Source organism: Kitasatospora sp. NPDC056783 (assembly GCF_042789895.1).
Lineage (GTDB): Bacteria > Actinomycetota > Actinomycetes > Streptomycetales > Streptomycetaceae > Kitasatospora.
Genome location: NZ_JBHUAF010000236.1, coordinates 1 through 13,143, shown reverse-complemented (window position 1 = coordinate 13,143; position 13,143 = coordinate 1). Strand labels below are relative to the sequence as shown.

The following is a 13,143-nucleotide window of genomic DNA, read 5'->3' as shown; positions in this document are numbered from 1 at the left end:
GGGGCGCGTAGCTCGCGCGGAGGGTCGTGGCGAGCGCCTCGTTGACCGCCGCCTGCGCGACGAAGGCGAGCCAGACCCTGGCCTCGGCGCGGTGTTCCTCCCGGAGCAGCGAGATCTCGGTGGCCGCCCGCGGTGGAGGCGGTCTCCTCCCCGGCGACGACGGAGGTCGGGGCGTGCCGCTCGTCGACCACCGCCGTCGCGGCCGCGGACGGCAGGGCGGCGGCGACCGGGCGTACGGACATCCGGCGGATCATCGGGTTCCCCCTCGGTGGACGGCGCCGGCGGGTGCGGCACGGCACAGTGGCCGCCCGCCGCACAGCGCCTTCGGCGGGGAGGTCAGAGCGCCCACCGCATGTCCAGCAGCGACCTGATCTCCCCGGCGGCGGCGCCGAGTTCGGCGAGGAAGGCCCGCAGCGCCGGGTTGCGGTTGGTGGCCCGGGTGGCCACCCCGATCCGGCGGTGCAGTTGCGGGTGGTCCAGCCGGCACACGTGCACCCCGGCGCTGTCGGCCAGGCCGAGCGCGGGGATCAGCGCGACGCCCATGCCGGCCCGCGCGAGGTTGATGGTCACCTGGTAGTGGTCGCTGCGGCAGCGCACCCGGGGGCGGAACCCCTCGGCGGCGCAGGCGCGTTCGAGCACCGGCTCGCCGGTGCTGCCGCCGTGGGTGCCGATCCAGCTCTCGCCCTCCAGCTCGGCCAGCCGCACCACCGATCGCCGCCCGAGCCGGTGCCGCAGCGGCACCACGACCAGCTGCGGCTCCTCGAAGTACATCCGCACGTCCACCGCCGCCCGGCGGCACCACGGGTCCAGCGGGTGCTCGAAGACGACGGCCGCGTCCAGCCGGCCCGCCTCCAGGTCCGGGACCAGCTCGTGCGGCTGGCCCATGATGAGCTCCAGCTCCACCTGCGGGTGGTCGGCGGCGAACGCGGCCAGCGCCCGGGGCAGCAGGTCCAGCCCGGCGGAGGCGAAGAAGCCGATCCGCAGCACACCGGCCGCGCCCTGTGAGTGCGCCCGCAGGTCGTCCTGGGCGACGGCCATCAGATCGGCGATCGCCTGGGCGTGCTCGGCCAGCCGGACACCGGCGGGCGTCAGGCGCAGGGACTGCGGGGCCCGCTCCACCAGCGCGACGCCCAGCTCCTGTTCCAGGCGGGCGAGCTGGTGCGAGATGGCGGACGGACTCAGGTGCAGGGCCTGCGCCGCGGCCACGATGGTGCCGCGGCGGGCGATCTCCAGCAGGACCTGCAGTCGGGCGCTGTTCAGCATCGGCCCAGGTTAGGAGACGTGCGCCGGCCGCGCCGCCACCGGCTCCCCGGTGCCGCCGCCGGTGGCGGCGACGTCCAGCCGCAGCAGGTCGTGCTCGGTCTCCCGGCGCACCACCAGGCGGGCCTCGCCGTCCCGGACGAAGACGATGGCGGGCCGCGGCAGCTTGTTGTAGTTGGAGGCCATGGCGTAGCCGTAGGCGCCGGTCACCGGAGTGGCCAGCAGGTCGCCGATCCTCAGGTCGGAGGGCAGGGCGGCGTCGTCGACGATCACGTCGCCGCTCTCGCAGTGCTTGCCGACCAGCCGGGCGCGCCACGGGCGGGGCGCCTCGGGGCAGCGCGGCAGGAAGGCCTCGTAGCGGGCGCCGTACAGCGCGGGGCGCAGGTTGTCGCTCATCCCGCCGTCCACGCTGACGTAGGTGCGCACGTCCTCGATCCGCTTGACGGTGCCGACCCGGTAGAGCGTCAGCCCGGCCCGGGCGGCGATCGAGCGGCCGGGTTCGACGCCCACCTCGCCGCTCCAGCCGGCGCCGCGCACCGCCGCGCGGACCCGCTCGGCCCAGACGGCGAAGGAGGGGGCGCTCTGTCCGTTCAGGTACGCCACGCCCAGGCCTCCGCCGACGGTCAGCCGGCGCAGGCCGTGCTCGACCGCGAAGCGGGCCACCGCGGCGGCGCCGTCGGCCAGTTCGGCCGGGTCCAGCACCTGCGAGCCGACGTGGGCGTGGACGCCCTCCAGTCGGACGGCGGCGGAGCCCGCGGCCCGGCGCACCGCGGCCGCGGCGGCGCCGTCGGCGAGGCCGAAGCCGAACTTGGAGTCGTGGCCGCCGGTCCGGATCGCCTCGTGGGCGCCGGCCGCGACGCCGGGTGCCACCCGCAACTGGACCCGGGCGGGGGGCAGGCCCTCCTCGTGGTGCAGCCGCTCGATCCGGTCCAGTTCGTCGAAGCTGTCCACCACGAGGTGGCGCAGGCCGACGGTCATCGCGGTGCGCAGCTCGGCCTCGTCCTTGTTGTTGCCGTGCAGCACGATCCGCTCCGGGGCCACCCCGGCGTACAGCGCGGTGCGCAGCTCGCCGCCGGAGGCGACGTCCAGCAGCAGGCCCTCCTCGGCGGCCAGGCGGGCCATCGCGGTGCACAGGAAGGCCTTGGAGGCGTAGGCGACGTTGTCCCGGCCGAAGGCGGCGACGGCCTCCCGGCAGCGCCGGCGCAGGTGCTCCTCGTCGTAGACGAACAGCGGCGTGCCGTACCGGCGGGCGGCCTCGTCCAGGAGCACGCCGCCGACGGCCAGCCCCTCGGGTCGGAACTCGGCGGTGAGCGGCAGCAGGCCCGGATCGACGGGCGTCAGGGCCGGCGACACGGGGGACACGGGCGACACGGGGAACACGGCTTCCTCCCGGCAGGCTGGTTGGCCCCGCCCATCCTCGTCCTGGGGAAGGAGGTGAGAAAGCGCATTCTTCGGGGCCTGAGCGGTACCGAAACCGATGCTCCGTGCCGCTGCCGGCCCGGCCGGGGGTCTTGCATCTAAGCTTGCATCTATGGTGCTACGGTGTGCTCCATGGCCGACACCCCGCCCCCAGCTCCCGCCCTCGCCCGCGTCCCGGCCGCGGACCGCGCGTACGAACTGACCAAGGACCTGATCCTCGGCGGCGGCCTCCCCGGCGGGACGCTGATCAGCGAGGGCGAGATCGCCGAGCGCGCCTCGCTCAGCCGCACCCCGGTCCGGGAGGCGTTCCTGCGGCTCCAGGCCGAGGGGCTGCTCCAGCTCTTCCCCAAGCGCGGCGCGGTCGTGGTGCCGGTCGGGCCGGGCGAGGCCGAGGACGTGCTGGAACTGCGCGAGGCGCTGGAGAGCACCGCCGTGCGCCGGATCACCCGCCGCCCCGAGGGCCTCGACGCGCTGGTGCGGCAGCTGTCCGAGCTGATCGACCAGCAGCGCGAACCCGCCCGCCGCGCCGACCTCGGCGCCTTCGCCGCCGCCGACGAGGCCTTCCACCGGGGCATCGTGACCGCCTCCGGCAACGAGCTGTCCGAGCGCTTCTACGGGACGCTGCGCGACCGCCAGCGCCGGATGGCCGTCCAACTGCTGCGGGTGCAGCCGCAGCGGCTGGCCTCGCTGGTCGAGGAGCACACCGTGCTCGTCGACCGGATCGCGGCCCGCGACGCGAAGGGCTTCACCGCCGCGCTGCGCGCCCACCTGGACGCCCACCGGGGCGTCACCGACCACTGAGCCACCCTTCGCCGCGCGGAGCGTCGACTCCACGCGTGCCCTTCGCCGCGCGGGGACGTCCACGCGCATCCCCGACGGACCGCCGGGACCCGACCATCCGACAAGGAGCAGCACCACCATGAGCACCACCCGGCCGCCGTCCGCCGGTCCCGTCGCACCGTCAGGCCGGGGGCGGCCGTGGCTGCTCGCGGCCCTCGCCATGCTCTGCTGCGGCTGGGGCGGCAACCAGTTCACCCCGCTGCTGCTGATGTACCGCCACCTCGGCGGTTACTCGGAGGTCACCGTGGACGCCTTCCTGGGGGCGTACGTCCTCGGGCTGGTCCCCGGACTGCTGGTCGGCGGGGCGGCCTCGGACCGCTACGGCCGCCGACCGCTGATGATCGGCGCGGTGGCCGCCTCGCTCGCCGCCAGCGGGGTGCTGTGCGGCGGTACGGCCGGTGAACTCCCCATCTACGCCGGGCGGTTCCTCACCGGCATAGCCGTCGGCATCGCGATGGCGGTCGGCACCAGCTGGGTCAAGGAACTCTCCCAGGCCCCGCACGACCCGGCCGCCGACCAGGGCGCCGGAGCCCGCCGGGCCTCCCTCGCCCTGACGGCCGGCTTCGGCCTCGGGGCCGGGGTGGCCGGCGCGCTCGCCCAGTGGGGCCCCTGGCCGATGGTCACCCCGTACCTCGCCCACCTGCTGGTCACCGCGCCCGCGCTGTTCCTGCTCCCGAAGGCCGTGGAGACCCGCGAGCGCACCCCCGCCGTCCGCGGCCTCTGGGCCGACCTCAAGGTCCCGGCGGCCGGGCACCGCCGCTTCGTGCGGGTGGTCCTGCCGATGGCCCCGTGGGTGTTCGGCTCGGCCGGCGTCGCCTACGCCGTGACCCCGCAGCTGGTCGGGGACCGGCTCGGCCAGTGGTCGCTGGCCTACGCGACCCTGCTGACCGTCCTCACCCTCGGCACCGGCGCCCTCGTCCAGCCCTTCGCCAAGCGCCTGGACTCGCTCTCCTCGGCGCGCGGCGTGATCGTCTCCATGGTCCTGATGGCCTGCGGGATGGCCGTCTGCGCCGCCGACGCGACCCTCCGCTCCCCGCTGCTGGGCCTCGGCGGCGCGCTCTTCCTCGGCGCCGCCTACGGCATCGGGGTGGTCTCCGGCCTGCTGGAGATCCAGCGCATCGTCACCCCCGACGACCTGGCCGGCATCACCGGCGTCTACTACGCGCTCTGCTACTCGGGCTTCCTGCTGCCCGCCGTGCTCGCCGCGCTCTCCTCGCTGGCCTCCTACACCGTGATGCTCGGTGTGGTGACGGTCCTGGCGCTCGCCAGCCTCGCCGTGATCGTCGTCTCCTCCCGGCGCACCGCCCCCGGCCCGGGGCCGCTGGAAGCCTCCCGCTGACGCCACCGATCGCTGACGCCACCGATCACCGACGGCACCGATCGCCGACAACACCGCCTCCCGCGCGGCCTCCCGCCGCCCCGCCCGCTTCCCGGGCGGGGCGGCGCCGTGCCGTCCGGGCCGAAAACCGGTTGCCCGGCCGTGGGCCGTACGACAGGGTCACGTCATGACCGAACCGGAACTGCGCACCCTCACCTCCGACGACTGGCCGCTCTGGCGCGAGCTGCGCCTGGCCGCCCTGGCCGAAGCCCCGTACGCCTTCGGCTCGACCCTGGCCGACTGGCAGGACGCCGAGGAGAGCCGCTGGCGCTCCCGGCTGGAGATCCCCGGGGCCCTCGACCTGATCGCCCTGGTGGACGGCCGCCCGGTCGCGATGGCCAGCGGCGTACCGGTCGACGACGACGCGAAGGCCGCCGAGCTGATCTCGCTGTGGGTCGGGCCGCAGGCCCGCGGCCGGGGCGTGGCGGACCGGCTGATCGCCGAGATCGCGGCCTGGGCCGCCGAGCGCGGTCGCACCACCCTCAAGCTCGCGGTCGCCCCGGACAACGCCGCCGCCCTCGCCCTCTACCGCCGCAACGGCTTCGCCGACACCGACGAGCCGGGCGACCTGATGGCGGACGGCGTGCGCCGCGAACTGGTCATGGCGCGGAGCCTGTAGCGGAGCCGGTCCGGGTGCGCAGGAGGGGCGCCCGGGCGGGCAGGGCGCGTCCGGTCCCGGTCGATCGGCCGGGTGGTCGTACGGTCCGGGGGAGGCTGCCGGCTCCCTTCGACCCAGAACTCGAACCACCCGCCTGTAGGGGCGGCCTGATCCGCGCGTCAGACCTTCGCGCCGTCCTTCGGGCGGGCGTGGGCCGGGAGGCCGGTGGCGAGGTCCTCGACCAGGAGGCGCCAGGCGATGGCGTCGGCGGCGGCGCGGAGCCGAGGGCTGCGGGGGCGGCCGGCGTCGGCGTCGAGGCGGGCGTTGAGCCAGTCGGACCAGGCGTGGTTGAGGGCGCGCACCTCGTGGGCGCCGGCCTCGGTGTGGGCGAGGCGGTCGCCGTCGCGGGTGAGGTAGCCCTCGGCGGCCATCCGGTCGAAGACCGGGGTCAGCACCTCGGGCGGGACCCGCTTGCGGACGGCGATGAGGTCGAGCGAGGCGTGGCCGACGGCCTCGGTGTGCCCGGCCACCTGCACCAGCGCCCAGGCGCCGGCCAGGTCGACCCGGGTGTCGGCGTCGTCGACGATGCCGCGGACGGTGTCGAGGTCCACGCCGCGCACGATCGTGCAGACGGCGAACTCCAGGTGCGCGTCGGAGTCGCTGGTGGTCGGCTGGGCGAAGCCCTCGCCCATGTCGGTGGAGCCGGCCCGGCTGGTGTCGCGCAGCTGCACCTGTTTGAGGAAGAGGGCGACGACGAAGCCGACCACGGCCACCGGGATGGTCCACAGGTAGACGGTGTGCAGCGCGTCGGAGTACGCCTGGACGATGGGCGCGGCCTGGTCGGCGGGCAGCCGGTGCAGGCCCTGGGGGCTTCCGGCGGCGTGGGCCAGGACGGCCGGGTCGGCGCCGGTGAGCCGGGCGGCGGTGCCGACCCCGGTGGCGAGTTCGGTCTTCAGGCTGTTGGCGTAGATGGTGCCGAACACAGCGGTGCCGAAGGAACTGCCGATGGTGCGGAAGAAGGTCACCCCGGCGGTGGCGGTGCCGAGGTCGGCGTAGTCGACGGTGTTCTGCACGGCGATGGTCAGCACCTGCATGCTCAGCCCGATGCCGACGCCGAGCACGAACATGTAGAGCGAGGCGAGCGCCGTGCCGGTGCCCGGCTGGAGGCGGGAGAGCAGGTACAGGCCGAGGGCCATCACCAGGGTGCCGAAGATCGGGAACAGCCGGTACCTGCCGGTCTTGCTGACGGCGTTGCCGCTGGCGATGGAGGCGATCAGCAGACCGATCACCATGGGCAGCATCCGGACGCCGGAGACCGTCGCCGAGTCGCCGTCCACGTACTGGAGGAAGGTCGGCAGGAAGGTCAGCGCGCCGAGCATGGCGAAGCCGACGATGAAGCTGAGCACCGAGCAGACCGTGAACACCGGGTTGCGGAACAGCCGCATCGGCAGCATGGGTTCGGCGGCGCGGGTCTCCGCCCAGCAGAACAGGCCGAGCGCCAGAGCGCCGCCGACGAACAGGCCGATGATCACCCCGGAGCCCCAGGGGTACTCGTTGCCGCCCCAACTGGTCGCCAGGATCAGGGCGCTGGCGCCGACCGCGACCAGCGCGATCCCCAGGTAGTCGATCACCGGCCGCACGGCCGAGCGCACCGAGGGGATGGTCCGGGCGGCCGCGACGACCACCACGACGGCGATCGGCACGTTGACGTAGAACGCCCAGCGCCAGGACAGGTGGTCGGTGAACAGCCCGCCCAGCAGCGGGCCGATCACCGTCGCCAGCCCGAACACCGCGCCGATCGCGCCCTGGTACTTGCCGCGCTCGCGCAGCGGGATGACGTCCGCGATCAGCGCCATGGAGGTGACCATCAGGCCGCCCGCGCCGATGCCCTGGACGGCCCGCCAGGCGATCAGCAGCGTCATGTTGGTGGACAGGCCGCACAGGAAGGAGCCGCCGACGAAGACGATCGCCGAGACCTGGAACAGCAGCTTGCGCCCGTACAGGTCGCCGAACTTGCCGGCCAGCACGGTGGCGACCGTCTCGGCGAGCAGGTAGGAGGTCACCACCCAGGACATGTGGGCGGCCCCGCCGAGGTCCGCGACGATGGTGGGCAGGGCGGTGCCGACGATGGTCTGGTCGAGGGCGGCCAGCAGCATGCCCAGCACGATGGTGGCGAAGACGACGTTCCGCTGCCGGACGTCCAGCACGGGTGGGGCGGACGGCGGGTTCTCGGTGGCGACTGTCATGCCGTCAGCCTCCGGGGTCAAGGGGCCGGTCGCGATCCGGTTCGCCCGTTCGGGTGAAAGCGGCTGGTCGGTCGCCCGGCGAACGGCCCGGGTGGCGCCGCGCGGTGGGCCGGGCGACGATGAGCCGGGCGGTCGTCACCCCGTCGCCCGCGTGGCCGATCGTAGCCCGGACCCCGGAGTACGGACCCCGGACCCCCGGAGCACGGACCCCCGGACCCACCGGACTCGGATCGCCGACCTGGACGCCCCCGGCCCCCGGGAAGAGGCTCCCATGACCGCCGACCACCCGCGCAGCACCGCGCCCCCGACGACGCCCGGCGCCTCCGCCGTGGGCGGCCGGGCCGCCGCCCGGCGCTGGCGGGCGCTCACGATCTGCCTGGTCGCCGGCTTCATGACGCTGCTGGACGTCAGCATCGTCAACGTCGCCCTGCCGACCGTACGGGCCGGGCTGCACATGTCGGACAGCGGCCTCCAGTGGGTGCTCAGCGGCTACGCGCTGGCCTTCGGCCTGGTGCTGGTGCCCTCCGGGCGGCTCGGCGACGCGCGCAGCAGGCGGGCCGTCTTCCTCGCCGGGCTCGCCCTGTTCACGGTGGCCAGCGCGCTCGCCGGCGCGGCGCGGAGCCAGGAGTGGCTGGTGCTGGCCCGGCTGTTCCAGGGCGCGGCGGGCGGGGTGCTGGTGCCGCAGGTGTCCGGCTTCATCCAGGTGCTGTTCCAGGGCGCCGAACGCGGCCGGGCCTTCGGCGCGCTGGGCGCGACCATCGGGCTGTCCACCGCCGTCGGGCCGTTGCTCGGCGGCGTGCTGATCCACCTGGTCGGCCCGGAGAACGGCTGGCGCTGGGTGTTCCTGGTCAACCTGCCGATCGGCGTCGCCGCGCTGCCGGTCGCCTACCGGCTGCTCCCGGCGCCCCCGCCCGCCGAGCAGCGGGCCGGGCACCGCGACTTCGACCCGGTCGGGGTGCTGCTGCTCGGTGCCGGCACGGTCTCGCTGCTGCTGCCGTTCGTCCAGGCGCAGCAGTGGCACGGCTCGGCCCGCTGGCTGCTGCTGCCGCTGGCGGCGGCGCTGCTGGCCGCCTTCGTCGGCTGGGAACTGTCCTACGGGCGGCGGCATGAGCCGCTGGTGAGCATGGCGCTGTTCACGGTGCGCCCGTACGCGGCGGGGGTGCTGCTGTCGCTGGTGTACTTCGCCGGGTTCACGGCGATCTTCTTCATCTTCACGCTCTACCTCCAGGCGGGCCTGCACTACTCGGCGCTGACGGCGGGCCTGGCGATCACGCCGTTCGCGGTCGGCTCGGGGGTGTCCGCGGCGGTCGGGGGCCGGCTGGTGAGCCGGCTCGGACGGCGGCTGGTGGTGGCCGGGCTGGTCCTGGTGCTGGCCGGGCTGCTGGCCTCGGCGCTCGCGGTGCAGTTCTGGTCGGGGCCCGCGGTGGGGTGGACGACGGTGTTGCCGCTGCTGGTCGCCGGGGTGGGCAGCGGCCTGGTGATCGCCCCGAACCAGACGCTGACCCTCCAGCAGGTGCCGGTGGCGCGGGCGGGCAGCGCGGGCGGGGTGCTGCAGACCGCGCAGCGGGTCGGCTCGGCGGTGGGCATCGCCGTCGTCGGCTCGGTGTTCTTCGCCCACGCCGCGGGCCCCCGCCCGGACTGGGCGCTGGCCTTCCAGCTGGGGGTGACGGTCGCGGCGGGCCTGGTGCTGGTGGCGCTGCTGGTGGCGGTCGCCGACATGGCCTCGGGCCGGGGCAGCTTCCGGGCCGGCGGGGCGCGGGTGGGGGACGGGCCGTGACGGACGCCCGTACGGACGGCCCGGCCGTCGTCGGGGCCGTAGGGCCGCCGCGCCGCCCGGAGGCGGCGCGGGCCGGGCGGCCGGGCCTTCTCGGCGGGCCCGGCACCCGGTCGTGCGGCGCCGGCGCTCAGCGCTTGACGGCCACGCCCGCGTACATCGCGATGTCCTGGTCGCGGACGGGCGCGGCGTCCGCGTCCGGGTGCCAGTGGTGCACCAGGGTGACGCCCGGGTCGAGCAGCTCGTAGCCCGCGAAGAAGGCCTCGGTCTGCGCCTTGTCACGGATCTGCAGCGGGATGCCGCGCGCGTTGTACTCGCGGCCGACGCCGCCGACGCCCACCGGGTCGGTGTCACCGGTGAAGACCGTCAGGACGAGGAAGCTGCCGGGCGCCAGGGCGTCCATGAAGCGGCGCACGATGCCCTGGGGGTCGTCCTCGTCCAGCACGAAGTGGACGATCGCGATCAGCGACAGCGCCACCGGCTGCGAGAAGTCGAGCACCTCGCGCAGCCGGGGGTTGTCGATGATGGACGCCGGGTCACGGAAGTCGGCGTCCACGTAACAGGTGCGGCCCTCGGGCGTGCTGTCCATCAGGGCCCGCGCGTGGGTGAGCACGATCGGGTCGTTGTCGACGTACGCGACCCGGGCCTCGGGGGCGATCGACTGGGCGATCTCGTGCACGTTCGGCGAGGTGGGGATGCCGGTGCCGATGTCCAGGAACTGCCGTACGCCGTACTGCTCGGCGAGGTGGCGGACCGAGCGCTGCATGAAGTCGCGGGTGGTGCGCATCGAGATCGGCAGCGACGGCCAGGCCTGTACCGAGGCGTGCGCCGCCGTCCGGTCCGCCTCGAAGTTGGTCTTGCCGCCGATGAGGTAGTCGTAGACCCGGGCGGAGTGCGGAACGTCCATCCGCAGGTCCACCGACGGCTGGTCGTTCCGCGGTTCCTGCTCCGACCGGACCTCGTTCGTCATGCTGCTCTCCCGTCGTTGGGCGTCCGTCACCGGCCGCCGTGGCGGCGGTCCTTGGTGCGCATGGTAACGGTCGCCCGGTACGACGAGATGACGGGGTCTCAGGCTCGTGCCTCCGGCTGCCCCGGGTCGAGTGCGGCGCCGCCGGGCCGGCGGGGAACCGCGGTGGCGTCGGAGCCCGTCCGGGTGTGCGCCGCCAGTTCGAGCGCGGCGCCGATCCAGGCCATGCCGAAGGCCCAGGTGGCCAGCCACTCGCCCAGGTACAGCGGGTGCACCGACCAGTTCGCGCCGATGCCCGTCACCCCGGCGAGGGCGGTGAGTGCCAGCGCGGCCAGGATCACCACCCCGGCCACCAGGTAGGCCGTACCCACCCGGGCGGGTTGGGTGGAGCGGGGGTTGCGGAAGGAGTAGAGGCAGAACAGCGCCAGCATGACGAACAGCAGGCCGGCGAAGGCCAGGTGGAACATCCCGACGGTGCGCTGGAGGGCGGACGCGCCGGCCCCCGGGGACGTCGGGCAGAGCGCGACCCCGAGTGCGAAGAACCCGGCCGCAGTGCTCCAGCGGTCGTCCCGCCGGTCGAAGCGGTAGCAGATCAGGAACACTCCGAGCGCGCACAGCGCGCCGACGAAGAGGTTCCGGGTGCCGGTGTAGTACGAGGCGCTCATCGAGACCGGCCAGAAGCCGTCCGTGCCGCGCCCCGTCACCTCGGCGGACAGCCAGTTGCCGAACGGCAGGGCGGGTGGCAGCAGGATGCCGATCAGGCCGACGCCGAGGCGCAGCATCGCGATGGTCCGTACGTCCTGCGTGCTCCGCCGGACACCGGGAGAGTTCTGAGTGGGGGAGTCGTGAAGCACGGACGCCTCCTTGCCTTTCGTGCGGGCACCTCAGCCCGCTGTTCCTCTGGTCGCGGGGGACGCGGTGGGACGGCGTCGGACGGGCGCCGCCACGCACCTGAGTGACCGTCAACTGGTGTACCCGTATTGGCGTGCGGAGTACCGCCGATTTGAGGGGTTTGCGCCCGTGATGACCGCCCGGCCGGCCGGAGGTCGCCCGTCGCGACCGGTGAGGCGCTGTCGTCGGCCCAACCACGCGTGATCGAAAGGGAGTCGACCGTCGGCCCGGACAACGCGGCGGCGGCCCGGTCGTGGTGACCGGGCCGCCGGGTGTCCGGGCGGGGAGGAGGTTCAGTCGGCGGGCTGCCGGGTACGGGCGATCAGCGCGTTGAGCAGTGCGGCCCCGCGGTCGGCGTCGTCCACGCTGACCGCGAACTCGGCGCCCTGGTGGGTGCGGACCACCAGGCAGGCGCCCCCGCGCAGCATCACGGTGGTGCCGCGCCCGTTGATCCGGTAGCCCCAGCCGCCCACCTGCGCGGCGGTGCGCTGCTCGGCCCGGGCGGATTCGAGTTCCGCGGGGGACCAGCGGCGGGCGGGCCTGCCGAACGGGCCGAGGCCGACCGCCAGGCCGTCGGCGGTCACCCGCGCCCGCGCCGAGGAGCAGAGGAGGAAGGTGGCGGCCATGACGCCGGCCGTCGCGACGAGGAACCAGTGCGGGTCGGTCAGCCCGCTCGCCGAGGTCAGCGCGACGGCGCCGGCGACCAGTCCGGACACCGCCGCGGCCAGCTGGAGCCACGGGTTGGCGACCCAGGAGAGCCAGACGAAGTTCTCGCCGGCCGGGGCCTCCAGCAGCGGTGCCCCGGCGGCCGGACGCGGTGCGGGGTGGCCTGCGTAGCGGCGGCCCGCCAGCCAGGCCAGCAGTCCGGCGAGGCCGGCGGCGAGCAGGACCAGGGCGACCTCGGCGCCCACCGGGGCGGCGTCCTGCCAGCGGGCGCGGTCCAGATTGGCGTGCACGACCGAGCTCTGGGCCCCGGTCAGCAGCACTCCGCCGGCCGCCAGCGTGGCCGCCGCGACCCTGGGCACCGGCTCGGCCCGGTACCGCCGCAGGGCCGTCAGGGCGAGCACCAGGACCGCCCAGAGCGCCGCCGGGAACAGGGCGGCCGCCGTCAGCGACATCGAGCCGTCGGGTTCCCGTCCGCCCCAGTGGGTGGCGAGCGGGTCCGGCAGCCGGTGGCGTGCTGCCAGCGGCAGGGCGATCAGCAGCGCCGGCACGCCGGCCGACCAGGCCGCCGCGGCCCAGAGCGCACCGCGGTGCGCGGGTCGAAGGGTGGTGTTCCGCTTCGAAGTGGTCGCCTCGTCCGTCACGAGATCCCCCTGATCATGTCCACGAGATCGTTCCTGCTGTAGCCGGCCCGGGCCGCTTCCTCGACCAACCGCCGTACCCGGTCGACGAGTTCGGATCGGGTGTCGGCTCCGGTCGCGATCGTGATGCCGCGGCCGCGGCGGAACTCCAGCACCCCCTCGTCGCGCAGCGTGCGCAGCCCGCGCAGGACGGTGTTGGCGTTCACCCCCAGGGCGAGGGAGAGCTCCCGGGCCGGGGGCAGTTTGTCCCCGGGGGTGCACTCGCCCTCGGCGACGGCCCGTCTGATCGCGCCGGCGACCTGCTCGTGCAGCGGTCGGGTGTCCCCGACGTCCAGTTTCAGCAGCATGGTGCTATTGACGATAGCACCATTCATGACTGGTGCCACCTGTCCGAGGCGGCGGGGGCGTGGCGGCGGGGGCGCGCAGAGCGAGGAGTACGACGGGGTGGCGGTGCGGGAGGTGCGGT

The 13,143-nt window shown here is 74.8% G+C and carries 11 protein-coding genes and 1 pseudogene; 4 read left to right on the top strand and 8 right to left on the bottom strand.

Annotated elements, in window-relative coordinates; all coding sequences use genetic code 11:
- From ACFRMQ_RS27350 to lysA, 3 genes and pseudogenes are all read right to left on the bottom strand, one after another.
- Positions 1 to 127, bottom strand: a pseudogene (locus ACFRMQ_RS27350) (TetR family transcriptional regulator C-terminal domain-containing protein); the annotation flags it as partial.
- A gap of 209 nt (positions 128 to 336) precedes the next feature.
- Entirely contained in the window at positions 337 to 1,263 is a 927-nt protein-coding gene (locus ACFRMQ_RS27345) for a LysR family transcriptional regulator (RefSeq protein ID WP_380733311.1), read from the bottom strand.
- Positions 1,264 to 1,272: 9 nt separating this feature from the next.
- Positions 1,273 to 2,622 carry a diaminopimelate decarboxylase gene (gene lysA / locus ACFRMQ_RS27340; protein ID WP_380733309.1) on the bottom strand — a complete coding sequence of 450 codons (1,350 nt, stop codon included), beginning with the start codon at positions 2,620 to 2,622 and terminating at the stop codon, positions 1,273 to 1,275.
- Between the two features lie 189 nt (positions 2,623 to 2,811).
- On the opposite strand from lysA, the gene ACFRMQ_RS27335 reads away from it, so the two are divergent.
- The 3 genes from ACFRMQ_RS27335 to ACFRMQ_RS27325 all read left to right on the top strand — a co-directional run bounded on the left by ACFRMQ_RS27335 (position 2,812) and on the right by ACFRMQ_RS27325 (position 5,516).
- Positions 2,812 to 3,480, top strand: coding sequence for a GntR family transcriptional regulator (locus ACFRMQ_RS27335; RefSeq protein WP_380733308.1), 669 nt, complete (start codon positions 2,812 to 2,814; stop codon positions 3,478 to 3,480).
- A gap of 118 nt (positions 3,481 to 3,598) precedes the next feature.
- Complete coding sequence (locus ACFRMQ_RS27330) at positions 3,599 to 4,858, top strand: MFS transporter (RefSeq protein ID WP_380733307.1); 1,260 nt, start codon at positions 3,599 to 3,601, stop codon at positions 4,856 to 4,858.
- Between the two features lie 166 nt (positions 4,859 to 5,024).
- Positions 5,025 to 5,516, top strand: a complete 492-nt coding sequence (locus ACFRMQ_RS27325) for a GNAT family N-acetyltransferase (RefSeq protein ID WP_380733306.1) — start codon at positions 5,025 to 5,027, stop codon at positions 5,514 to 5,516.
- 158 nt (positions 5,517 to 5,674) lie between these two features.
- Here the strand turns inward: ACFRMQ_RS27325 and ACFRMQ_RS27320 are convergent, their stop codons facing one another.
- The gene (locus ACFRMQ_RS27320) at positions 5,675 to 7,741 is read right to left on the bottom strand and encodes an MDR family MFS transporter (protein ID WP_380733305.1); all 2,067 of its coding nucleotides are present in this window, start codon (positions 7,739 to 7,741) and stop codon (positions 5,675 to 5,677) included.
- A gap of 271 nt (positions 7,742 to 8,012) precedes the next feature.
- Here ACFRMQ_RS27320 and ACFRMQ_RS27315 point away from each other — a divergent pair, with 271 nt between their 5' ends.
- Positions 8,013 to 9,518: an MFS transporter gene (locus ACFRMQ_RS27315; protein WP_380733304.1), complete on the top strand. Its 1,506-nt coding sequence runs from the start codon at positions 8,013 to 8,015 to the stop codon at positions 9,516 to 9,518.
- 127 nt (positions 9,519 to 9,645) lie between these two features.
- Here ACFRMQ_RS27315 and ACFRMQ_RS27310 read toward each other — a convergent pair whose 3' ends face one another.
- From ACFRMQ_RS27310 to ACFRMQ_RS27295, 4 genes are all read right to left on the bottom strand, one after another.
- The gene (locus ACFRMQ_RS27310) at positions 9,646 to 10,485 is read right to left on the bottom strand and encodes an SAM-dependent methyltransferase (RefSeq protein WP_380733303.1); all 840 of its coding nucleotides are present in this window, start codon (positions 10,483 to 10,485) and stop codon (positions 9,646 to 9,648) included.
- Positions 10,486 to 10,583: 98 nt separating this feature from the next.
- Positions 10,584 to 11,336 (bottom strand): hypothetical protein, encoded by a 753-nt coding sequence (locus tag ACFRMQ_RS27305; protein WP_380733302.1) that lies wholly within the window; start codon positions 11,334 to 11,336, stop codon positions 10,584 to 10,586.
- 330 nt (positions 11,337 to 11,666) lie between these two features.
- Complete coding sequence (locus tag ACFRMQ_RS27300; RefSeq protein ID WP_380733301.1) at positions 11,667 to 12,680, bottom strand: DUF1648 domain-containing protein; 1,014 nt, start codon at positions 12,678 to 12,680, stop codon at positions 11,667 to 11,669.
- The gene (locus tag ACFRMQ_RS27295; RefSeq protein ID WP_380733300.1) at positions 12,677 to 13,024 is read right to left on the bottom strand and encodes a GntR family transcriptional regulator; all 348 of its coding nucleotides are present in this window, start codon (positions 13,022 to 13,024) and stop codon (positions 12,677 to 12,679) included. Before ACFRMQ_RS27295 ends, ACFRMQ_RS27300 begins: the two co-directional genes overlap by 4 nt.
- Positions 13,025 to 13,143 lie beyond the last annotated feature (119 nt).